Genomic DNA, 24,080 nt, shown 5'->3' with positions numbered 1-24,080 from the left:
AATTACTGTTTTTTTGTTTTGTCACAGCAAACGGACATGCATTAATAACTTCACAATCGATATCCTACAGATATCCGCTTTAAATAAAAGGTAACATTATGTGTTCTATTTTTGGTGTACTTGACATTAAAAGCGATCCGCTCGCTTTGCGTCAACAAGCTATTGAAATGTCTAAACTGCTTCGTCATCGTGGTCCAGATTGGTCCGGTGTTTACGCCTCCGATAAAGCAATATTGGTTCATGAGCGCCTTTCCATTGTCGATGTCGATACTGGCGCACAACCGCTGTATAATCAAAATAATACGCATATCCTTGCCGTAAATGGTGAGATCTATAACCACAAAGCCTTAGAAGCTGAACTAACCTGCGGTTACCAGTTTAAAACCAAATCTGACTGCGAAATTATATTAGGTTTGTATGAAGAAAAAGGAAATACCTTCTTAGATGATCTAAACGGTATCTTTGCTTTCTGTTTGTACGACGCTGAAAAAGATAAATACCTGATTGGCCGTGATCATATGGGTATCATTCCGCTTTATATGGGCTGGGATGAACACGGTAACTTCTACGTGGCTTCAGAAATGAAAGCTTTAACACCTATCTGTACTAAAGTGCAGGAATTCCCACCAGGATCCTTTTTAGACAGTGAAATCGGTGAAATCACTCAGTATTACACCCGTGACTGGATGGAATATGATGCAGTCAAAGATAACGGCGGCAGTGCAGCTGAAATCGGAGAGGCACTTGAAGCTTCGGTTAAACGTCAATTAATGTGTGATGTTCCCTACGGTGTTTTACTGTCGGGTGGTTTAGATTCATCGGTTATTTCAGCTATCACCCAAAAATTTGCTAAACAGCGTGTTGAAGACAATGGAGAAAGCGGCGCATGGTGGCCACAACTGCATTCATTCTCTGTCGGACTGGAAGGTTCTCCTGATTTAGCCGCCGCTGCAAAAGTAGCCAAAGAATTAGGCACTATTCACCACCCTATTATCTTTACCGTACAAAATGGTATTGATGCTCTGCGCGAAGTTATTTACCATATTGAAACTTACGATGTCACCACCATTCGCGCTTCGACGCCGATGTACTTGATGGCACGTAAAATTAAAGCGATGGGCATAAAAATGGTACTTTCAGGTGAAGGTGCTGATGAAATATTTGCTGGTTACTTGTACTTCCATAAAGCGCCAAATGCAAAAGAGCTACATGAAGAATTAAATCGTAAACTCAGTAAACTGCATATGTTTGACTGTTTACGTGCGAATAAATCAATGGCTGCCTGGGGCATTGAAGCGCGGGTACCTTTCTTAGATAAAGAGTTCCTGGACGTTGCAATGCGTACTAATCCTGAACTTAAAATGATTAAAGACGGTCGTATCGAGAAAAATATTCTCCGTGAAGCCTTTGATGGTCAATTATTAAGTGAAGTATTATGGCGTCAAAAAGAGCAGTTCTCCGATGGTGTGGGTTACAACTGGATAGATACGCTAAAAGCGCATATTGAAACACAGGTAACGGATCAGCAACTGGAAACTGCGCAATTCAAGTTTCCTATCAATACCCCCGATACCAAAGAAGCTTATTTCTACCGCACTATCTTTGCCAGCCACTTTCCGCTGGACAGTGCAGCAGAATGTGTGCCGCACGGTAAATCAGTGGCCTGTTCAACCGTTGAAGCATTAGCCTGGGACGAGAGTTTCCAAAACAATGCGGATCCTTCCGGTCGTGCAGCGGGCATTCATAATGATGCCTACAATCTTGCCTAACGGAAGGCTTAGTGATACCAAAAGAACTAAAGAGGCGATCACTTCATTAATTTTTTGGTGTTAATTTTATAAAGCGTTCTGCGGAACGCTTTTTTTATACGCAGTCGAATATAAAATGTCCAAACTAAATCAGCAAACCTGCCCCTGCAAAAGTGCAAAAACCTATCACCAGTGTTGTTTTCCACTTCATCAAAAAACCGTTAAACCTGTTACCTGCGAGCAGCTGATGCGCGCCCGTTTTAGCGCCTTTGTTTATCAACTGGGTGATTATTTATATGCGACTTATCATCCTGATTACCGCGGTGATTTGAGCATTAAAGTGTTGTCCGAAAAAACCGTTGATTGGAAAAATTTACAAATTATAAGCACGGCAAGTTTTTCCGATTCAGGTTACGTGGAGTTTAAAGCATGGTGCTTAGATCAGGGTAAACTCTTCTGTCACCATGAACGTTCTAATTTTGTAAAAGAAAATAATGACTGGCTTTATTGTGATGGAGTTATTTATCCTGAGCAAAAATCAGGTAAGATAGCACGCAATGAACCCTGTCCCTGCGGCAGCGGTAAAAAACACAAAAAGTGTTGTGCTAAATAACGCAGCGCATTAGCCACAGCAAATAAGAGATAAAAATGGAAAAGAAAACACTACTGACCGATTGCCCCGACAGTAAAGGTCTGATTGCACAAATCACCAACATTTGCCACAAACACCAGCTTAATATCATTAAAAACAATGAATTTGTTGACCACCAACACGGACGTTTTTTTATGCGTACTGAAATTGAAGGTTATTTCAATGATCAGACACTGCTCGCCGATTTAGATTTTAGCTTACCAAAAGGCTCTCATCGGGCATTAATCTCAGGACAAAAAAAACGTATCGTCATTTTAGTCACCAAAGAAGCCCATTGTCTTGGTGATATTCTAATGAAAAGCACTTACGGTGGCATTGATGTTGAAATTGCAGCCGTCATTGGCAATTACGATACCTTGGAAGAGTTGGTCACTAAGTTTAACATTCCATACCATACCGTCAGTCATCAAGGTTTAAGTCGTGACGAGCATGAAAAGCAAGTATTAGAGGCGATTTCTCCCTATGCGCCGGACTATGTGATCCTGGCTAAATATATGCGCATTTTAACGCCTAAATTTGTTGAGTTTTTTGAAAATAAACTGATTAACATTCATCACTCATTCCTGCCCGCTTTTATTGGTGCTAAGCCCTACCAACAAGCCTTCGATCGAGGAGTGAAAATTATTGGCGCAACGGCTCACTTTGTCAATAATGACCTTGATGAAGGCCCTATTATCACACAAGCGGTGACTCCCATTGACCACACCTACAGTGCCGATGATTTGGTCAAAGCAGGACGCGATGTCGAAAAATCGGTATTAAGCCGCGCACTGCAGCAGGTATTAGATGATAAAGTCTTTGTTTATGCTAACCGCACCGTGGTTTTTCAATAAAAACAAGCCCAATCTCAGCGGACCTTAAAGTTATACCAAAGGAATTAATGAAGTGATCAAGTATTGCGAAGGAAAAATTAGCACTAACAAGGCGAGAGTTGCAGGAGATAGTTATTCTCACTTCAAAACTCACAACGTGGTTAGGGGGAATTTTAACCAGCAAGGGTGATCACCTTTTTAGTTCTTTTGGTATTAATTAGTATTATTTTAATTTTGATTAAATAAGTGCTATTTTAACTTTGATTAAATAAGTGTTATTTTGCTATATTTATCTCGGTCGCTATATTCCTAGCTAATACATGGACATTAATATGAAAAAATTATTATCAGCCTTAACGCTGGCAGCAGGACTGCTCTCTCCGGCTCTTCAAGCCAGTCAAACCCCGCTTATGTTCTCTACCATTGACGGCTTTAATGTCCCTAATGCAGAGAATGTTACCGGTGTTCGACTTGCCGTCTTCCATGGCCGAGTTAACCAGGTAAAGGGCCTTGACGTCGCGGCTTTTGGACTCTCTGAAACCAATAAAACCACCGGTTTAAACTTAAATTTATTTGGTGCGGCTAAGGTCAATCAAGAGATGACAGGCGCTTCTTTAGGTATTGTTAACTGGCAAGAAGGTAATACAGTCGGTGCGAATATTGGAGCGGTCAACCTGACCAATAATGTAAAAGGGGCTAATGTCAGTTTTGTCAATTATTCAACCGGTCATACTTTAGTTGATGTAGGCGCAGTGAGTTTTTCACAGCAATCAACTGTGCAGGTAGGTCTGTTTAATAAAACAACACAGCTTGACGGCATACAAGTAGGTTTGTTAAATTGCGCTGATAACGGTTTTTTCAAATGTTTCCCTTTTGTAAATTGGTCTAAGGATTTATCCGTTAAGATTTCCAATTAACAAGCTCCCCCTTAATACTTAAAAGCACCCTTCCAACTTAAAAATACCTTTCCAACAATGCTGTTGTTTAACAGCATTGTTGATTTTTAGCGCTGTTAATTTAAACGCTTTTTGTTGTTTATTGAACAAAAAAAATAAAACACTCAACGAGCTGATTTTATTTACTGTTTTTCTATTCGCAAGGTTTTACAAAAGCTAAATTTCTGCTATTATCCACCGCGAAATGAAGGAGGGGTTCCCGAGTGGCCAAAGGGAGCAGATTGTAAATCTGCCGCGTAAGCTTCGATGGTTCGAATCCGTCCCCCTCCACCATTTCAACCCTTTCTATGAAGTATTGTTAATACTCACCAAGTTCAATAACCACCCTCTCATAATGCAGACTCAGTTTTATCTCCAAATATACGTCAATGTTCTTCAATATTTTTCATCTAATTAAAAAAAAGCCCACTATGTAAAACATAATGAGCTTTGTAAAAATAGAATGGTAAAAGCGAAGACTAGCCCTTTAATTCAGCTAACTTTAACTTAATACGTTTTGCTGAAACCGGATAAGCAGTGCCTAACTGCTGCGCAAACAGAGATACCCTTAATTCCTCCATCATCCAATAAATTTCCGCTAATTGCTGATTATCATTTTCGCTCGCCAGTAGAGTTTTGCAAAGAGCATGGTACCGCGTCTCAAGTTCACTGAGTGCGATGGTATGCAGCCGGTCCTGCGTGGGATTAATAGGCAGCTTTTCTAAGCGTTTTTCCAATGCCATTAAATAACGTTTTAAATCAGCTAATTTAGCTTCTCCAACCTGACAGGCAAATCCGGGGAAAATAAGACGATTTAATTGTGATTTAATATCCCCCTGCGCCACCAGCATGGTTAAATCAATTTTTCCCTTGAGTTTTTTATTCACCGCATAAGCGAGGGTTAGTATCTGCTCAACTAACTCAGTGATTTTTAATGTAGTATCAGCCAATTCAGCGCGTACCTGCTCTTTTTGCAGTTCAAATTCAGTTTCTGTACGGGGAATTTTTTGATCCTTTAAAATGGCATCAATGGCGCAGTTAATACAATCATCAATTAACTCTTTTACTTGCCCAAAGGGATTAAAATAAAGACCTAATTTAGCCTTGTTGGGCAAACTTTTTTGCAGATATTTAATCGGTGACGGTACGTTTAATAATACCAAACGGCGCAGCCCTTCGCGGCTCATACGATCGGCTTTTTGTTCACTGTCAAACAGTTCAATGGCAACACTTTTATTTTTATCCACCAGCGCAGGGAAAGCTTTTACCTGATAACCGCCGTGATCTTTACTAAATGACTGCGGTAATTTACCAAAACTCCATGCCACTAAATCTGTTTTTTCAATGCCCTGCTTCGACACTTTAGACAGGGTCTCTTTTACTTTGCCTTTTAACTGATGCTGTAAAAGTGTTAAATCTGTCCCCTGGTTGATGCTTTTGCCCTTCTCATCAATAATATTAAATTTTATTTTAAGATGAGTTGGTAATGCCGTTATATCCCATGAATTCTCGGGAATCCGTACGCCGGTCATGCGCAGCAGCTGTTTCTCAAAGGCTTCCAGCAGAGGTGTTTTTAAAGGCTCCATGACGGCCAATGCAGCCTGTGCATAATTGGGTGCGGGCACAAAATTGCGACGCACTGTTTTTGGCAGGGTTTTAATCAAGGCGATTAATAATTCTTCACGCAGTGCGGGTATCTGCCAATCAAAACCATTGGCCTGCAGTTGATTTAACAACGCCAGCGGAACCTCAACGGAAACACCATCCTGAGCAGTTCCAGGCTCAAAGGCATAACTTAAGCGCAGTTTAAAGTTGCCCTGCGACCAGCAATCGGGATAGGCATTTTCAGTCACTTGCTCCGCGCCGTGGGCCATCACTAAACTACGCTGGTAATTTAATAAATCAGGTTGTTTTTGCTTTTCACGATTCCACCAGCTGTCAAACTGCTTAGCACTGGCCACATCCATTGGAATATGCTGATCATAAAAATAAAATAAAGTTTCATCATCCACCAAAATATCGCGGCGACGAGACTTATGCTCTAACTCTTCAATATCTTCAAGTAAAAGCTGGTTCTCTTTAAAAAACTGATGACGAGTGATAAATTCACCTTCTACCAGCGCATGACGAATAAAAAGCTCCCGGCATAAAAGCGGATCTATTTTTGTATAAATGACCTTACGTTTGATGACGATCGACACGCCATATAAAATCTGGTTTTCAAATGCACCCACCACCCCGAGCTTTTTCTGCCAATGCGGTTCACTGTAACTACGTTTAATTAAGTGTTGTGCCTGCAGTTCAATCCATTCTGGTTTGATATTAGCAGCCGTTCGTCCAAAGAGTTTCGTTGTTTCAACTAATTCCGCCACCATTGCCCATTTAGGCTGCTTTTTAAATAATGCCGAGCCAGGAAACAGATAAAACTTACTGTTACGCGCACCGAGATATTCAGCTTCTTTATCCTTAAAACCGATGTGTGACAGTAAACCCGCTAATAACGCCTGATGAATCGCATCAAAATTTGATGCTTGGTTATTGATTTTAATGCCTAACTCATCAATCACCTGCTTAATTTGGGTATAGATATCCTGCCACTCGCGCACCCGCATATAAGCCAGAAACTCTTTTTGACACATTTTACGAAAATGGCTGCTGGAAAGCTCATGACGTTGCTCTTTGATATAATCCCAAAGATTCACAAAAGCGATAAAATCGGAATTTTTATCGACAAAGCGGCGATGCTTTTCATCGGCGGCTTGTTGTTTATCCATCGGCCGTTCGCGCGGATCCTGAATACTTAATGCAGCACTGATCACCATCACTTCATGGACACAACCAAACTCCTGCGCGGCTATAATCATTCGCGCCAAACGCGGATCAACGGGTAGTTTAGCTAACTGCCGACCTAGCGGAGTAAGCTTTTTCTGCGTTTCCTGAAGAGAGAGATCAACCGCGCCTAACTCTTCTAATAGGGCTAAACCATCTTTAATATTACGATCTTCAGGCGGCTGCACAAAGGGGAATTTATTAAGATCGCCCAACCCCAAGGAAAGCATCTGCAAAATAACCGATGAAAGATTGGTGCGCAGAATTTCCGGATCCGTAAACTCCGGACGGGAGAGAAAATCATCTTCACTGTAAAGGCGAACACAGACACCGTCACTGACGCGCCCGCAACGCCCTTTACGCTGATTAGCACTGGCCTGTGAAACAGGTTCAATCGGCAGACGTTGAACTTTAGTACGGTAGCTGTAGCGACTGATACGCACAGTACCGGTATCAATAACATATTTAATACCGGGAATAGTCAGGGAGGTCTCTGCAACGTTGGTGGCTAAAACGATACGCTGGCCATGATGCGATTGGAAAATACGGTTCTGTTCGGCAACGCTTAAGCGCGCAAACAGCGGTAATACTTCAGTATCACGTAAATTACGACGATTTAGTGCATCGCTTGTGTCTCGGATTTCCCGTTCACCGTTCATAAAAATCAGAATATCGCCGCGCCCTAAGCGCTGCAATTCATCGACCGCGTGAAAGATACCTTCAATTTGGTCCCCGCCCGCATAATCCTCGAGCGGACGGTATAGAGTTTCAACGGGGAAAGTACGGCCGGAGACTTCAATGATCGGGGCTTTTTTACCGTCGGCTGAGCTGAAATGGCTGGAAAAACGTTCGGGATCAATGGTTGCCGAGGTGATAATAACTTTAAGATCTGGACGACGCGGCAACAAACGTTTCAGATAACCTAATAAAAAATCGATGTTTAGACTGCGCTCATGCGCTTCATCGATAATAATAGTGTCATATTTACTTAAAAAACGATCATTTTGAATTTCCGCCAACAAAATACCGTCGGTCATTAACTTGATATAAGAACGTTCGCTGACTTTATCCGTAAAGCGTACCCGGTAACCGACTGTTTCACCGACAATAGAATCAAGCTCTTCAGCAATACGGTTGGCCACGGTGCGTGCCGCGATACGCCTGGGCTGAGTGTGGCCAATCAGGCCCGCAACACCACGGCCTAACTCTAAACAAATTTTAGGGATCTGAGTGGTTTTACCGGATCCGGTTTCCCCTGCAATAATAACCACTTGGTTATCACGAATAGCCGCCAGAATATCATCTTTTTTCTGGCTGACGGGCAAGCTTGGCGGGTAACTCACTTTAGGTAAGTTAAGTAAACGCAAGGCGCGCGCGTCGATTGATGACTGAATATCGCAGGCGACTTTGACCAGGGCATGCTCTACTTTTTCAGCTGTTTTTTGTTTTTTAGCGGCGTCAATACGACGTGCCAAAGGAAATTGGTCCTGGTATAAAGCCTGAGAGAGATGTTTTTTTAAAGTAGCAGCAGAAATGGTCAAAAGAAATACCTAACAAGAATCAAAAAACAGATCCTAGCAAGGTGTATACAATAAAGACAGCAGTGCTTTATCTTAAATGCACTGCTGTCTTCATTATCCTCCAGAAAAACTATCTATTTTTCAAAAACCAAAGCGTTCATCGACTGTCACTAGTCGATTCCCAGATACTTATGCATCTGCACCGATAGACGCCAGTTACGTTCGATACAGACTCGACTGCATAAAAGTGTCGCTTTTACTTTTTGCGAAATCGGCTGTAAACAGATAATTTTATCCTCTAGCGTGTTAAGACCTGCCAACAATGCATCTAACTGTTCGATATCTTTTTCAGTGCCGACGGGATGTTTAATTTCATTGGCACGTTCAAGAGCCGATTGTAAAACGACTTTTCCTGCACGCATATTTACCTTTGGCGAAAGGGTCACCCAAGTGGCTGGCGCAACTAGAACAGGATAAGTGCCGCTGGTTTCAATCTGCGTTTTAAAGTCAAATTCATGCAGCGCGGAGGTTAACTCGCGCAGGTCTGCCATACAAGGTTCACCACCGGTGATCACCACTAAATTAGCACTGTATTCAAGACGTTGAATTTCAGCGACTATCTCCTGCGCGTTAACATTTGCCCAACGCGTCGATTCATTACTGCTGCCCGTTAATGAAATCAGTTCGCTCTGTTGATCGAGGTTTATTTCCCAGGTATGTTTAGTATCACACCAGGCACAACCTACATCACATCCCTGTAAACGTAGAAAAATAGCAGGCACACCGGTATAAAAACCTTCTCCCTGAATAGTTTGAAATAATTCGTTTACTTTATAGTTTTGCTTCATTGCTTTATTATGCTCGGTTGCTAGCAGGATTTTGTCAGTGTAACTCAATACGTAAGTGAACCTGTTTAAAACTTAATTTTTATCTATCTTAAAAAAATAACAATAAAATTCAAAGGGTTTAAAAACTTATGTATCATAACTTCGCATCCCTTTTATATAAAAATCAATCAGGAAAAAATTTCTTATGTCTAAAAAAGTCGTCGTAATCTATTCTGGAGGCATGGACTCTTTCACCGTATTGCACAAAGCCATGCAACAAGGTTTAACCCCTTATGCTTTAACATTTGATTACGGGCAACGCCATATTAAAGAGATTGAAGTGGCACGTCGAGTCTGTAAAGAATTAGGCGTCGAACACAAAATCATTGATATTTCAGCCATTAACCAGTTAATTGGCGGTTCTTCATTAACCGACAGCAGCATTGATGTTGCACAGGGCCATTATCAACAGGAAAACATGAAATCCACGGTAGTGCCCAACCGTAATATGATTTTATTGTCTTTGGCTATCGGTTACGCCGTTTCACTGGGTGCCGAGCAGGTTTATTACGGCGCGCATTCTGGGGATCATGAAATTTACCCCGATTGTCGGCCCATTTTTGTTGAAAAAATGAATGACGTCGCTGCCGTGGCCAATTATGAAAAAGTAGAGATTTTTTCGCCCTATTTAAACAATAACAAAAGCGGTATTTTAAAAGACGGTATAACAATGGGTCTTGATTATAGTAAAACCTGGACCTGCTATAACGGCAGAGAGAAAGCCTGCGGTAAGTGTGGTTCCTGTGTTGAACGCCTGGAAGCATTTGCAGATAACGGTCTTAATGATCCTATTGAATATGAAAGCACAAGTTAACGCCTGTGGAGCTAACAGCATTAATGATCCTATTGTTTATGAAAGCACAGATTAACAGCCCGTGGAGCTAACGTATTCAGCTCCTATGTTGAGCGCCTGGAAGCCTTTGCAGATAACGGCATTCATGATCCTATTGAATATGAAAGCAACAGTTAACAGCCTGTGGAGCTTACGTATTCAGCTCCTGTGTTGAGCGCCTGGAAGCCTTTGCAGATAACGGCCTTGATGACCTGATTGTTTATAAATGCACGGATTAACAGCCTGTACAGCTCATCGGTTAAACATTTAACCGATGATCTTGGGCTGGGAATGAAATCTAAAAACCTTCTGTGCAGGAGAACTGCAGAAAAGTGGCGTTATTAAATATAAGCTTTGATCAACGCGTGCAGAACATTTTTTAACAATACGCATAAATATCTACTTCAGCCTACAGCTTTAAATAAACGCCAACGCCTTGTCCCTTTTCCAGTATTTTCTAATATAAAGTATCGCTAAGTTCATATATTGAACAATAATAATTAATAGGCGACATTTTTATTACTCTGTAAAAGGGAAATTCTGTGAATAAATTAAATATAAAAAGACGTATTGTCTTAACCGGTGGCCCAGGAGGTGGCAAAACAACCGCGCTGGATCTGTTTCAACGTGAATTACAGGGAAAAATAGCCTCTGTCCCTGAAGCTGCGACGATGATATTTAGTGGTGGTATTGAACGATCAATGCTGGCAGAAGTAACCTGCGCGCAGCAAATCGCCATTTTTAATTTGCAGAGACACTTAGAGGATATTCAGCGGAAAACTAACCCGGACTGCCTTATTTTGTGCGACAGAGGTTGTTTAGACGGACTTGCCTATTGGCCACGTTCCGAAGAAGACTTTTTTAAAACCATGAATACTTCATTGAGTTATGAATTGAGCCGCTATGATGCGGTGATTTTTTTTGAAACGGCTGCGAAGTCAGGTCAGGAGATCAAAAGTAATAACCCGGTCAGAAATGAATCAGCCGAAAAAGCAATTGTTCTGGATCAAAAACTGCAGCAGATATGGTCCCAACATTCCAATTTCAATCTAGTTTCCAGCTCAGAATCTTTTATTAAAAAAATTATGTTTGGCATTACGACCATAGATAATGTCATCGATAAAATATAAACATCTGCTTAGACAATAAATCAAAAACCATTTCAGAGTCATCCAAGTTGAGATGACTTTATTACTCTGTTTAAAAACTAAAACGGTAATCCTCTAAATCATCCTCCACCACAAGATCTTCCTCAATTGCACGTTGCCATGCTTGAGAATAATATTCCTCATCTGAAGGTTCATGGTCCAGATCTAAAAAATTTATTTCATAGGACGCCACTACACGTTCACCATCATTTTCAATGATTGAAACTTTCATAATTTCCTCCCATTTTATTGCCTGTAAAGTGCTACAGGTTAAAAATACCGGCTACTGCATAACAGGTCAACAACACCTTTTCAATAAGCGCTGTTGTCCTATAATATTATTTACCGCTAAAGAGGCACTACGTTATTGGCACAGGGTCCCTTCTGACCTTGTCCTACTTCATATTCAACTTTCTGGCCTTCATTGAGGGTCGCATACCCTCCCGTTTTAATTTGAGAATGGTGTACGAACAAATCGTTTCCCCCTTCCTCCGGCGTAATAAAACCAAAACCTTTATCTGCATTAAACCACTTAACTGTTCCAATACTCATAGTGTAAATCCTCTTTTATATCTTATCCCGACCTTGTGCCTTGCCAGCGACAGACAAATCACCTCGGCAAAGCCGGTAATATAGTATTTATTTAAAAAGCAACGAAATTGACTGCATGCTTGCCAGCAATACTAATCTGCATCATTAAATGATCTAAACTGCTTGGTAAAACCGATGATAACAAGATCTTTAATTGACCAATATTTCGCTCTCTTGGTATTGAAATAACCTTGCTAATAACCTTATTAATAACCCTATTAACAATCCTATTAATAACAAAGTTATCTTCGGTTTTAACCTGCAGGATTGATCAGATATTTCTGCACATCAGTATAATTTAACCCGGCACTGTAAATTATAGTTCATCGTCAAGAAAATGAGTTAAGGAGCAATAAAACATGACTTTCGAACATATAACTGAATTTATTGTGCAGAAAATAGCAGCTAACCGTCCCGAAATAAATAAACCTCTGAGCCGGTAATTAATAATAACTCAGCGTACTACTCTGTTAGCGCAACGTTTAGGTGAAATAATAAAAATCGGGAAATAGCGAGCAAACAACCCTCTTTTTACAATGCACGAACAGAGATAACGTGTTCAACCTGAGCGATTGCGTCAAGTAAAATGTCGCTGACCTCACTTTCCAGATCAATGATGTTATAAGCAATATTATCTCTGCTTTTATTCATCATATCAGTCACATTAACATTCAAATCAGCCAAAATTGACAGCACACGGCCCAACACGCCAGCGACATTATCATTAACAAAAGTGATACGGTATGGCGTGCTTCTTTCGAGGCTAATTGAAGGAAAGTTAACTGAATTTTTAATATTACCATTTTCCAAAAACTCTATCAGCTGCTGGCAAGCCATCACGGCACAGTTATTTTCAGCTTCTTCGGTACTTGCGCCAAGGTGAGGCATGGGTAATACATCTTCCCGTGAAAGCATCCAAGATGCAGGGAAATCCGTGGCAAAGCGGCGCAGCTTGCCGCTATCCAGCGCAGCCATTACGGCTTCTGAAGCGCAGATTTCAGCGCGTGCAAAGTTCAGCAGGCAAGCCCCTTCTTTAGCATAGGCCAATACATCGTGATTGATCAGTCCCATCGTTGCCGGAATAGCCGGGACGTGCAGTGAAATATAATCACAACGCGCCATCAAGGATGGCAGGTTTTCCATTTTCTCAATTTTACTGGATAATCGCCATGCGGCCTCAACGGAGATGGCCGGGTCAAAACCGACCACCTTCATACCCAGATCAATGCCCATATTAGCGACATTTGCACCGATCGCCCCCAGGCCGATGACGCCTAAGGTTTTGCCTGAAATTTCACTGCCTTTGAATTGTTTTTTAACTTGCTCCAAGGTGGCCCCGATATTTTCATCATCCACATCCGTTAAAGTACGGCAATGAAGAATTGCCTCTATTCCACCTCGGGAGCAAAGCAACATAGCGGACAGCACCAATTCTTTGACGGCATTTGCATTAGCACCTGGGGTATTGAAAACCGCAATTCCTTTCTTGGAGCATGCTGCAAGCGGTATATTATTAACCCCGGCACCGGCTCTGGCAATTGCTTTTATAGAGTCGCAGAGGGGTTCGTTATGCAATTTAAAACTGCGCAGAAGAAGCGCATCCGGCTCGGTTAAGGCACTGGCCACTTCATACTTACCATGCTTAAAATTATCCAAACCAATACTGGCTATTTGATCGTAGGTTCTGATTTGAAACATATAAATACCGTTTTATATTCAAAAGGAAGAGTACTTAATGCACTTGCCTAGTGGTGCAGATGCAAGTGTATTAAATACAGCAGGCGTTAAAATTCACGAATAGAGTGTAAATTAATTCATCATTGCTTGTTGTGGCTGCATTAGAAGTTTTACAGTTAATTTTTACAGATATAATTTATGCAATGTGGATCGCATTTATGAAGCCGCCAAAAGAGAAATACTGAGGAGATGTTAATAAATGCCTGTTTGAACGGAAAAAAACAGTACGACTAAGTGCCTGTAGTATTGATAGGCTAGACGCCGTGCTGCTTGATAAGATAAAGCTATTTGCTTATCAAACAGTGCTTAGCGCGCTTGTGAATAAGCGGGGGTTTATTGATGCGCGTGCGCAAACAACCTAAAGAAGTTAGCGGTTGTCACTGCAGATAATTCTTCTAATGTAACACCCTTTAAATTGGCCACAAATTTCGCAACATCAAGCGTATAAGCGGGCTCGTTTTCCAGCCCCCGATGCGGAATCGGCGCTAAATAGGGAGAATCCGTTTCAACTAATAAACGATCCAAAGGAATTTCTTTAATAACAGCCTGTAACTCCTTGGCATTTTTAAAGGTAACAATCCCTGAAACTGAAATATAAAAGCCCATCTCCATTGCCGCTTGGGCCATTTCTAAGGATTCCGTAAAACAATGCAGCACACCGCCAACCTGCTCAGCTCCCTCGCTACGCAAAATCTCCAGGGTGGCTTCACGCGCATCCCGGGTATGCACTATTATTGGTTTATTAACTATTTTTGCGACCCGAATCTGGCTTCTAAAAGAAGCTTCCTGCGCGGCTTTATTTTCTGGCGAATAGAAAAAATCCAAGCCCATCTCACCTATCGCAACGACTTTTTCCTGTCGAGCATATTCAAGTAACAGGGTCTCATTCACCACTTCATCCTGATATAACGGGTGCACACCACAAGAACTAAATATCTCCTTGAACGGCGCGATTAATTCAGCCATTGCCGGATAATCTTTTAAGGTCACGCAGACACTTAACAGGTGGTGTATCCCCTGCTCCTTGGCTTTATTAACAACGTCAGATAAATCTTTATGTTTATTTTTGTAATCTAAACGATCCAGGTGACAGTGCGAATCTACTAACATTTTATATCCTTAATTTATCGATGGTGTGAAAGCTGTTAATGCTTATTTACGCTGGGATCAAATAGGCTTAATCACTCTCAATATTACTTAAATTCATTTTTTATTTTGATTAACAGGGCATTAATCAAAAGTTCTTTTTTTAATGCCGAATGCTCAACCAGCAGATGACGCGTTTGCAATAATTCGGCACATAAAAAACGTAAACTTTTTAAGCTTATTTGATCTTTCCAAATCTGTAATTGCGGATAGGCAAATCCGTACACAGCGTCATTTTCTAACTCAGTTTCACGGCCCACGATACACTCGGCTAATTTTAACTTGTGTAAATCATGTAAAAGATAAAAAACTAATAACAAGCGCTGCTCCGCTTGTTCCGCCAGAAACACACTAAAGCTAAATAACGTTTGCGGATTACTGAGCAGATAAAACAGCCCTTCGACACAATTTCGGCGTTCATCACCTTGCGTTTCTGCGAGCGCATTCTGCAAGTGGCTTAATAAAGCCAAAGGACTGTTTTGATAGAGGCGCAGCAAACCTTTATCCTCAATATTAAATCCCTGCAGCGCAAGCCAACTGCACAACTGTGCATCTTCCGGCGTATGTAGATGGGTATGCTGAACGCGGCTTAATAAAGTCGGCATCAGTTGATGATGGCTGCGGGTAAGTAAAATCAGGTAACTATTACCCTGTGGCTCTTCTAGCGTTTTAAGCAGTGCATTGGCTGCCGCCGTGGTTAATAAATTGGCATCGTTAATAATAACTACTTTATTATCGCCTAAATGAGGACGCTCATTAAGTTTGGAGATTAAGCTTCTTACCTGCTCAATACCGATCGATTTATTGGCTTCATTTTGTAAAAGATGAAAATCTAAATGATTTTGCGCCTCAAAAAGCTGACAGGAATGACACTGTCCACAGGCTTTGGCTTGTTTATTAGAGCATAAAAGGTACTTGGCAAGCTGTTTTGCAAGTTCAAATTTACCAATGCCCGCACAACCTGTAAATAATAAACCATGGGCAAATCGCCCCGCCTGAAAAGTGTTTATTAATTGCTTAAATACGGGTGTTAACCACGGAGTAACGGCGGCTTCGCTGCTGTTTTTCAAGGTCATATCAAGCAAGACTCATTACCCATTTATTCAAGGCGACAAAGATAGCTTTTTCAACTAACTCCGGAGACGCACTGGCATCAATGCTGACTGCATTATCATCCTTTGCGACTAAAGAGAGAAAAACGGCTCGCGTACGGTCAAAAAAATCAATCGCTTGTCGTTCAATGCGGTCTAACTCTCCACGCCCTCTTGCTCTTGTTAAACCAAGTGCCGGATCAATATCCAGATAAAGCGTAAAATCTGCTTTAAAGTCGCCTAGTGAGACTTTTTTAATCACCTCAATAAGCGCTAAATCAATACCTCGTCCACCACCTTGATAAGCTAACGACGAATAGTTATGGCGATCGCCGACAACCACTTTTCCCGCCGCTAATGCCGGTTTAATAATATGCTCAACAAGTTGCACACGGGCCGCATACATGAGTAATAATTCTGCTTTATCATCTAGTTTTTCGCCGGCGACTTCCATTTTCACTATATCACGCATTTTTTCCGCCAATGCGGTGCCACCGGGCTCGCGAGTATAAACAACATCATCGCTCGCTATATTCTGCTCCGATAACCACTTGCTTATATATGAGACAGCGGTACTTTTCCCAGCTCCCTCAAGACCTTCTATGACGATAAATTTACTTATTAACTTTTCTGAAACTGACATGTTATTACTTTCCTAAAATATATTTTTGCACCGCATTATTATGCTCTCTAAGACTCTTAGAGAAATAAGAGGTGCCATCCCCCTTGCTCACAAAGTACAAATATTTTGTTGTCGACGGATGCAGTGTTGCATATAGCGCAGCCTCGCTTGGCATCGCGATCGGGGTGGGTGGCAAACCATTAATACGGTAGGTATTATAAGCCGTGTCCTCACGCAAATCTTTACTGCGAATTCGTCCATTATAACGGTCCCCCATACCATAAATAACCGTGGGATCAGTTTGCAAGCGCATACCCATGCGCATGCGATTAACAAACACCGAGGCAATTTTATCCCGATCCGCTGATAACCCACTTTCTTTTTCAATGATCGATGCAAGAATAAGAGCCTCATAGGGTGTTTTTAAAGGCAGATCTTTATCCCGTCCGGCCCATAATTTTTCTAATATCTGACTCTGATTCAGGTAGGATTTTTTGATTATCTGAAAAGCGCTCATGCCCGCACTGTAATGATAAGTTTCAGGAAATAACAAACCTTCCAACTTCTTATAAGGACTTTCCAGGCGCGCTAATATCTGCTCTTCAGTTTCCTCTAAGGGTTTCATAAAGGGGGCGTTATTTAATATCGGCAGCCACTCCTTAAACGTGCTGCCTTCAACAAAAGTAATAATGAATTGATGCTCAATACCCTGATTAACCGTGATTAGAATATCATTTAGAGTAAAGCCTGATTCAAATTGGTAAGTACCTGATTTGATATTAGTAAATTCAGGATGCAGTTTACCCAAAACCTTCCACCAGGTGAGATCCGTGATAATTTCACTGCTCAACAGGCGATTGCCTAAATGGTGAAAATTACTGCCATTATTAATGGTAAATAAGGTCGGTTGCTCGACCAGAGGCGTGTTGGTATAGCTGTTTAATTTTGTCTGTAGCCAAAGAACACTGCCTACAACCAGGAACAGCAAAAAAAACAGGCTGAAAATAATTTTTTTAGTCGCCATTAAGGATCTCTCTTTGTTCTACCAGTGACTGTAATTGCTGTACAAGGCAAAAACCTGATTTAGGGTAACAATGAGACTGGTATTGAATAACCGCTACTATTCCCATTAATGCATTGCTTAAACAGACCGCTTGAGCCTTTAATAAATCATCAGTCGTAATTTTCATTTCTTTAATTGGCTGCCCTGCTTTGGCGGATAATTCCATAATTTGTCGACGTTTAACACCAGTGACACCACAACCGTCAAGTTTTGGTGTCACCCAGCGATTATTTAAATGAATAAAAACATTTGCACTGCAGGCTTCAATAACATAACCATCATTATCACAAACGATCCCCTCAAAGGCATGTTGCGCTTCTAATTCATGTTTGATTAATACCTGCTCTAAACGATTTAATGTTTTCAGGCCCGCTAATTGAGTATTAATGGCTAATTTCTGCCGGCACTGGATGACTTTTAAGCCATCCCTTTGCCATTGCTGATAAAAGGCCGGGTAAGGATGGACAGATAAGATACGTTGCGGAGAACTGCACCCCTGAACACTATAACCGCGCCCGCCGGAGCCGCGCGTTAAAATAACTTTAATCACCGCAAAGGGCTGCTCACTGACACTCTTTGCTAAACAATGCAGTTCCTCTGCTAACAATAACCACTCAACGTCAGGGAAAAAAAGTTTTTCTGCACCCAATTGCAGTCTTTGCAGGTGATAATCCCAGAGCTGCACAATGCCCCGTTCAACTTTTATGGTTGAGAACAGACCATCCCCGTAGGCAAGACCCCGGTCATCGGCTGCAATGCTTGTCGATTCAATGCCGTTTATTAACATAAATTCAGTTCTGTTAGCTATAAAAAAACCCGATGTTAGAATCGGGTTTTTATTTTAACTTTATTTGAGAAGACTAGATACGTTTAAAGATCAACGAACCGTTTGTTCCGCCAAAACCAAATGAGTTTGACAACACATACTCAATATCCGCAGGGCGGGCTTTACCATCAGTGACATAATCTAAATCACAACCGTCACTGGGGTTTTCCAGGTTGATCGTGGGTGGAGCAACTTGATCTTTTAAAGCCAGTACACTGAAGATAGCCTCAATTGCACCCGCGGCACCTAACAGATGTCCGGTCATAGATTTTGTCGAACTCATCATTACATCGTTAACCGCATCACCCCAAACTGATTTTACTGCCTGCGTTTCAGCGATATCACCCGTAGGCGTAGAGGTACCATGGGCATTAATATATTGAATATCAGTGGCGTTAATTTTTGCATCCTTTATGGCATTTCTCATTGCCAAAGCAGCGCCTGCGCCATCAGCCGGAGGTGAAGTCATGTGATAAGCATCACCGCTCATACCAAAACCGACGAATTCAGCATAAATTTTTGCACCACGCGCTTTTGCATGTTCATATTCTTCTAAAACTAATACACCGGCACCATCACCCAGTACAAAACCATCACGATCTTTATCCCAGGGACGGCTTGCGGTTTCTGGAGAATCATTACGAGTTGATAAAGCGCGCGCGGCACCAAAACCACCCATACCCAATTCCGTTGATGCTTTTTCAGCTCCGCCAACGAACATCATGTCAGCATCACCATATTGAATCATACGCGCACCCAAACCGATGCTGTGCGTGCCGGTTGTACATGCCGTAGTGACCGCAATATTCGGACCTTTTAGGCCTTTATTGATCGATACATGTCCGGAGATCATATTAATGATGGTTGAAGGTACAAAAAATGGACTTATCTTACGCGGTCCACTTTTAGCAAAACTATCTTTGTTCTGCTCAATTAACCCTAAACCGCCAATACCGGAGCCGATAGCAACGCCAATTCGATCTTCATTGTCCGCTGTTACAACGATCCCGCAATCTTGAAATGCCTGTTCCGCAGCAGCCACGCCATACTGAATAAACAGATCCATTTTACGCGCGTCTTTACGCGGCATATATTCTTCGACATTAAAGTCTTTAACCAAGCCTGCAAATTTTGTAGAAAACAGTGTTGTATCAAAATAATCAATATTTGAGATTCCACTTATTCCTGATTTAACCGCTTCCCATGACTTACCAACCGTGTTACCCACGGGTGATATCATTCCTAAGCCGGTGATAACGACTCTTCTTTTTGACATTATAACTTCCCCTAATAGGCATAAATTAGACTAAATAAATATTCATCCAAAGATAAATTTAAGTGTTGATTTAGTTAGTATAATTATTCGCTTAAGTACTCTGTGATAGATATACAAAAGGCGGTCAGAAGACCGCCTTTAGAAATACTTTATCATTCAAAAACAGTGACTAACCGTTATTTACAACGTAATCGATAGCTGATTGGACAGTCGTAATTTTCTCAGCTTCTTCATCAGGGATTTCTGTATCGAACTCTTCTTCAAGAGCCATTACAAGCTCAACAGTATCTAGAGAATCAGCACCTAGATCGTCAACAAAAGAAGCTTCGTTTTTAACTTCGTCTAGTTGAACACCAAGTTGTTCAACGATGATGTTTCTTACGCGTTCTTCGATATTGCTCATGTTTATTTTCCTTTGTGTATTACGCAGTTGCGCTAATGGTAATAACAATAATATATGCTATTACGTTTAATTTCGAGCATTGTACCACTAGTTAAAAATTATTTTTAAGGATATTAATCAAAATTGGTCTAAATTCTCACTTTTAACTATCAAATCTAAATATATAGTCCGAATTAGACCATATACATGCCGCCATTTACATGAATAGTTTCACCGTTGATATAAGCTGCACCATCGGAGGCTAAAAATGCAACAGTTGCTGCAATCTCTTTCGGGTCTCCGAGACGACCGGCAGGCACTGCAGATAATGTCGCAGCACGTTGCTCGTCGGTTAATGCTTTGGTCATATCCGTTTCAATAAAACCCGGCGCGACAGTATTAACCGTAATGCCGCGACTTGCAACTTCGCGTGCTAAGGATTTAGTAAAACCAATAACCCCTGCTTTAGCAGCCGCGTAATTAGTTTGCCCTGCATTTCCCATGCTGCCGACCACTGAACCGACATTAATAATGCGGCCCTGACGTTTTTTCATCATCGCACGGATAGCCGCTTTACTCATTTTAAAGATAGGCGTCAAGTTGGTGCCAATGATGTCATTCCATTCATCGTCTTTCATGCGCATTAATAAATTATCACGCGTAATGCCGGCATTATTGACCAATACATCTACCGCGCCATATTGTGTTTTAATATTATCAAACAGTGTAGCGATTGAGTCATTATCGGTTACATTTAAAACAAAACCTTTACCGGCTTCACCAAGATAATCACTGATCGCATTGGCGCCATTTTCACTGGTTGCCGTGCCTAAAACAGTCGCACCTAAAGCAGCAAAGTGCTCTGCAATTGCGCGGCCGATGCCACGACTGGCACCCGTCACCAATACAACTTTATCTTTCATGCTCATCTTTATTCTCCTTTAACTGCGGCTAATGCATTTTCAAGCGCCGCACTGTCGTTAATAACTTGCGCCGTTAAACTTTTATTAATACGGCGAACTAAACCACTTAATACTTTACCGGGGCCGGCTTCAACTTGTATTGTGATGCCATCAGTTGCCATTTTTTCAACAATGTCGCTCCAGCGAACCGGACAAAATAGTTGGCGGACCAGCGCATCTTTAATTTTTTCAGCGTCGCTTTCGGCAAGCACGTCAACATTATTAATCACCGCAATTTCAGGGCTATTAAAATGGATAGATTGTAATGCAACGGCCAATTTTTCAGCAGCAGGTTTCATCAAGGCACAATGCGATGGAACGCTAACAGGCAAAGGCATAACCCGTTTTGCACCAGCTTCTTTTAATAAGATTCCAGCACGCTCAACCGCTTCTTTATTACCGGCAATGACCACCTGGCCAGGTGAATTAAAGTTAACCGGCGACACAACTTGTCCTTCGGCTGCTTGCACACAACATTCGGCAATTTTGTCATTATTCAAACCGATAATGGCAGACATTGCACCGGTGCCAGCCGGCACCGCTTGTTGCATTAGCTGTCCGCGTAATTCAACCAATTTAACAGCATCTTTAAATTCAATCACTCCGGCGCAGACTAATGCCGAGTATTCACCCAAACTATGTCCTGCAATAACCGTTGGTTTTGGACCCTTTTTCTCTTCCCAAATGCGCCAAAGTGCAACCGAAGCCGTTAATAAAGCGGGTTGCGTTTTATCTGTTTGGTTTAAGGTTTCCACCGGGCCCTGTTGAACAAGATCCCAAAGATCGTAACCCAGTACATCGCTTGCTTGTTTAAAGGTTTCAAACACAACCGGGTAAGATTGTGCAAGATCAGCCAACATGCCAATGTGCTGCGAGCCTTGACCGGGAAAAGCAAATGTAAAGTTTGTCATATTTTATATTTCCAGATATTGATTAATTGTTTTTGATTCACATACGCACTAGCGCTGAGCCCCAGGTAAAACCACCACCGAATGCTTCCAGTAATACCAGCTGTCCAGGTTTAATCTTACCCGAGCGAATACCTTCATCGAGCGCCAGTGGTACTGACGCTGCTGACGTATTACCATGTTTCTCAAGGGTTGTTATTACCTGCTCCATGGGAAGACCCAGTTTTTTAGCGGTCGCAGCAATAATACGTATATTAGCCTGATGCGGTACCAACCAGTCCAGCTCTTTTTTGTCGAGGTTATTAGCAGCCATCGTTTCAACCACAACCTGACTTAACTTTTTAACCGCCACTTTAAATACATCGTTACCGGCCATCGTCATATAAGCATCGTTAACAGTGTCGGCGTTACCGCGTTGCGGATTTGGTAATTTTAATAATTCACCAAAACGGCCATCGGCATTAATATTCGTATATAAGATACCTTCATCTTCCGTTGCAGTTACAACCGCAGCACCGGCACCATCACCAAATATAATGATCGTCGAACGATCCGTTGGATCACAGGTATTTGCTAATGCATCGGCACCGATCACCAGCACATTTTTAGCACTTCCGGCTTTGATAAAGTTATCCGCAACACTTAATGCATAGGTAAAACCTGCACAAGCTGCTGAAATATCAAAGGCAGGTATGTTATAGATACCTAATAAATTCTGTATTTCACAGGCTGCAGAAGGGAATGCATTTTGGTTACTCGTTGTGCCTACAATGATCAGATCCAAATCTTCAGCGGTTAAATTAGCTGCCTGCAACGCTTGCAAAGCAGCTTCTTTACCCATAAAGGCAATTGTCTCTTGTGGATTAGCGATGCGACGTTCTTTAATGCCTGTACGTGTCGTGATCCATTCATCACTGGTATCAACCATTTTTTCTAAATCGTCGTTGCTGCGCACTGTGACTGGTAAATAACTACCAGTGCCTATAATTTTGCTATTCATGTAATAAACAATCTCGCTCTGATAATACAGTTTCTAACTTTTTTGAAATACTTGCAGGAATCTGCCATTGGATTTCTTTTACGGCATGCTCTATAGCGTAGGTAAATGCAATTTCATTTGCGCTGCCATGACTTTTTACAACAATACCACGTAATCCAATTAAACTTGCGCCATTATACATATCCGGGTGCAAATGTTTTAATTGCTTTTTTAATATGGGTCTTAATAATCTGCCCAGCAACTTGCTATATAAACTTGAATTTATTGCTTTATCAAGTTGCTCGCTGAAAACACGCCCCATACCTTCACAACTTTTTAAAGCAATATTACCACTAAAGCCATCGCTAACAATAATATTCGACCTGCAGGTAAATAGCTCATCAGCTTCAACAAACCCGGCATAATTTATATGCTTAGTCTGCTTTAATAATGCAGCACAACGCTGGATCACATCACCGCCTTTATTATTTTCTTTGCCAACATTCAAAATAGAGACACGCGGAGAATTAATTTGATCGACCTTTTCGCAAAGCACGCTGCCCATCACCGCAAAATTAAATAAAGTATTACTATCACATTGTAAATTAGCTCCTAAATCAAGCATATAGGTATGACCTAAATGCATATTAGGTAAAGATGAGATAAGTGCAGGACGGGAGATACCCGGTAGGGTTTTTAAAGCCTGCTTGGCAAGCAACATTAATGCTCCGGTATTACCGGAACTGACGCAAGCATCAGCTTTACCCTGTGCAACAAGTTTAAGGGCGATATGCATAGATGAATCGGCAGTATGGCGTAATGCATAAACAGGATTAACCTCCATAGAGGTGACTTTATCCGTATGGATTAAACTTAAGCGAGGATGCTCTAATAGCTGGTTTTTTTTTAATACGGGTAATATTTGAGTGCGGTTTCCCACAATAACAATGTATAGATTAGGGTATATTTGAAGTGATTTTAAAGCGGCTAGAATGGGAATATGGGGGCCGACATCGCCCCCCATTGCATCAATGGCAATAGTAAGTTTACACAAGGTAATTGCTTACTGTTCGATCAATCTGTAATTGCTTACAGTTCGATCACTTTTTTGCCACGATAGAAACCCTCAGCAGT

At 41.5% G+C, this 24,080-nt stretch carries 22 protein-coding genes and 1 tRNA gene; 7 read left to right on the top strand and 16 right to left on the bottom strand.

The features are described from left to right. Positions 1-98: 98 nt before the first annotated feature. The 5 genes from asnB to ACJAZP_RS13680 all read left to right on the top strand — a co-directional run bounded on the left by asnB (position 99) and on the right by ACJAZP_RS13680 (position 4,441). The gene (asnB, locus tag ACJAZP_RS13700) at positions 99-1,769 is read left to right on the top strand and encodes an asparagine synthase B (protein ID WP_415231303.1); all 1,671 of its coding nucleotides are present in this window, start codon (positions 99-101) and stop codon (positions 1,767-1,769) included. A gap of 115 nt (positions 1,770-1,884) precedes the next feature. Further along, entirely contained in the window at positions 1,885-2,361 is a 477-nt protein-coding gene (locus ACJAZP_RS13695; RefSeq protein ID WP_415231302.1) for a YchJ family protein, read from the top strand. A gap of 35 nt (positions 2,362-2,396) precedes the next feature. Beyond that, positions 2,397-3,233: a formyltetrahydrofolate deformylase gene (gene purU / locus ACJAZP_RS13690; RefSeq protein ID WP_415231301.1), complete on the top strand. Its 837-nt coding sequence runs from the start codon at positions 2,397-2,399 to the stop codon at positions 3,231-3,233. A gap of 311 nt (positions 3,234-3,544) precedes the next feature. Beyond that, positions 3,545-4,129, top strand: coding sequence for a VC2662 family protein (locus tag ACJAZP_RS13685; RefSeq protein WP_415231300.1), 585 nt, complete (start codon positions 3,545-3,547; stop codon positions 4,127-4,129). A gap of 228 nt (positions 4,130-4,357) precedes the next feature. Continuing rightward, positions 4,358-4,441 (top strand) — tRNA-Tyr (locus tag ACJAZP_RS13680). Between the two features lie 185 nt (positions 4,442-4,626). Here ACJAZP_RS13680 and hrpA read toward each other — a convergent pair. Further along, positions 4,627-8,517, bottom strand: a complete 3,891-nt coding sequence (hrpA, locus tag ACJAZP_RS13675; RefSeq protein ID WP_415231299.1) for an ATP-dependent RNA helicase HrpA — start codon at positions 8,515-8,517, stop codon at positions 4,627-4,629. 149 nt (positions 8,518-8,666) lie between these two features. Further along, entirely contained in the window at positions 8,667-9,344 is a 678-nt protein-coding gene (queE, locus tag ACJAZP_RS13670) for a 7-carboxy-7-deazaguanine synthase QueE (protein WP_415231319.1), read from the bottom strand. A gap of 184 nt (positions 9,345-9,528) precedes the next feature. On the opposite strand from queE, the gene queC reads away from it, so the two are divergent. Then, positions 9,529-10,197, top strand: coding sequence for a 7-cyano-7-deazaguanine synthase QueC (queC, locus tag ACJAZP_RS13665; protein WP_415231298.1), 669 nt, complete (start codon positions 9,529-9,531; stop codon positions 10,195-10,197). A 560-nt stretch (positions 10,198-10,757) separates the two neighbouring features. Then, on the top strand, positions 10,758-11,345 hold the full coding sequence (locus tag ACJAZP_RS13660) for an AAA family ATPase (RefSeq protein WP_415231297.1): 588 nt from the start codon (positions 10,758-10,760) through the stop codon (positions 11,343-11,345). Between the two features lie 70 nt (positions 11,346-11,415). Here ACJAZP_RS13660 and ACJAZP_RS13655 read toward each other — a convergent pair whose 3' ends face one another. From ACJAZP_RS13655 to plsX, 14 genes are all read right to left on the bottom strand, one after another. Beyond that, on the bottom strand, positions 11,416-11,595 hold the full coding sequence (locus ACJAZP_RS13655; protein WP_415231296.1) for a hypothetical protein: 180 nt from the start codon (positions 11,593-11,595) through the stop codon (positions 11,416-11,418). A 116-nt stretch (positions 11,596-11,711) separates the two neighbouring features. Next, the gene (locus ACJAZP_RS13650; RefSeq protein ID WP_415231295.1) at positions 11,712-11,915 is read right to left on the bottom strand and encodes a cold-shock protein; all 204 of its coding nucleotides are present in this window, start codon (positions 11,913-11,915) and stop codon (positions 11,712-11,714) included. A 570-nt stretch (positions 11,916-12,485) separates the two neighbouring features. Beyond that, positions 12,486-13,652 (bottom strand): phosphoglycerate dehydrogenase, encoded by a 1,167-nt coding sequence (locus ACJAZP_RS13645; RefSeq protein WP_415231294.1) that lies wholly within the window; start codon positions 13,650-13,652, stop codon positions 12,486-12,488. 372 nt (positions 13,653-14,024) lie between these two features. Beyond that, positions 14,025-14,801: a TatD family hydrolase gene (locus tag ACJAZP_RS13640; RefSeq protein WP_415231293.1), complete on the bottom strand. Its 777-nt coding sequence runs from the start codon at positions 14,799-14,801 to the stop codon at positions 14,025-14,027. Positions 14,802-14,884: 83 nt separating this feature from the next. Beyond that, complete coding sequence (holB, locus tag ACJAZP_RS13635; protein ID WP_415231292.1) at positions 14,885-15,913, bottom strand: DNA polymerase III subunit delta'; 1,029 nt, start codon at positions 15,911-15,913, stop codon at positions 14,885-14,887. Between the two features lies 1 nt (position 15,914). Continuing rightward, a complete protein-coding gene (gene tmk, locus ACJAZP_RS13630; protein WP_415231291.1) occupies positions 15,915-16,571 on the bottom strand; it encodes a dTMP kinase in 657 nt (218 codons plus the stop codon). Between the two features lie 4 nt (positions 16,572-16,575). After that, positions 16,576-17,574 carry an endolytic transglycosylase MltG gene (mltG, locus tag ACJAZP_RS13625; protein WP_415231290.1) on the bottom strand — a complete coding sequence of 333 codons (999 nt, stop codon included), beginning with the start codon at positions 17,572-17,574 and terminating at the stop codon, positions 16,576-16,578. Continuing rightward, complete coding sequence (pabC, locus tag ACJAZP_RS13620) at positions 17,564-18,400, bottom strand: aminodeoxychorismate lyase (RefSeq protein ID WP_415231289.1); 837 nt, start codon at positions 18,398-18,400, stop codon at positions 17,564-17,566. The genes mltG and pabC overlap by 11 nt, the downstream gene beginning before the upstream one ends. A 73-nt stretch (positions 18,401-18,473) precedes the next feature. After that, a complete protein-coding gene (gene fabF, locus ACJAZP_RS13615; RefSeq protein WP_415231288.1) occupies positions 18,474-19,715 on the bottom strand; it encodes a beta-ketoacyl-ACP synthase II in 1,242 nt (413 codons plus the stop codon). A gap of 169 nt (positions 19,716-19,884) precedes the next feature. Then, on the bottom strand, positions 19,885-20,118 hold the full coding sequence (gene acpP / locus ACJAZP_RS13610) for an acyl carrier protein (protein WP_101036784.1): 234 nt from the start codon (positions 20,116-20,118) through the stop codon (positions 19,885-19,887). 173 nt (positions 20,119-20,291) lie between these two features. Then, positions 20,292-21,026, bottom strand: a complete 735-nt coding sequence (gene fabG / locus ACJAZP_RS13605; RefSeq protein WP_415231287.1) for a 3-oxoacyl-ACP reductase FabG — start codon at positions 21,024-21,026, stop codon at positions 20,292-20,294. Between the two features lie 2 nt (positions 21,027-21,028). Further along, entirely contained in the window at positions 21,029-21,970 is a 942-nt protein-coding gene (gene fabD / locus ACJAZP_RS13600) for an ACP S-malonyltransferase (protein WP_415231286.1), read from the bottom strand. A gap of 37 nt (positions 21,971-22,007) precedes the next feature. Beyond that, positions 22,008-22,967 (bottom strand): beta-ketoacyl-ACP synthase III, encoded by a 960-nt coding sequence (locus ACJAZP_RS13595; RefSeq protein WP_415231285.1) that lies wholly within the window; start codon positions 22,965-22,967, stop codon positions 22,008-22,010. Next, a complete protein-coding gene (gene plsX, locus ACJAZP_RS13590) occupies positions 22,960-24,000 on the bottom strand; it encodes a phosphate acyltransferase PlsX (protein WP_415231284.1) in 1,041 nt (346 codons plus the stop codon). The genes ACJAZP_RS13595 and plsX overlap by 8 nt, the downstream gene beginning before the upstream one ends. Positions 24,001-24,080 lie beyond the last annotated feature (80 nt).

Source organism: Psychromonas sp., assembly GCF_047632955.1.
Lineage (GTDB): Bacteria > Pseudomonadota > Gammaproteobacteria > Enterobacterales > Psychromonadaceae > Psychromonas.
The sequence above is the reverse complement of the archived record's forward strand: the minus strand, read 5'-3'. Positions and strand labels throughout refer to the sequence as shown.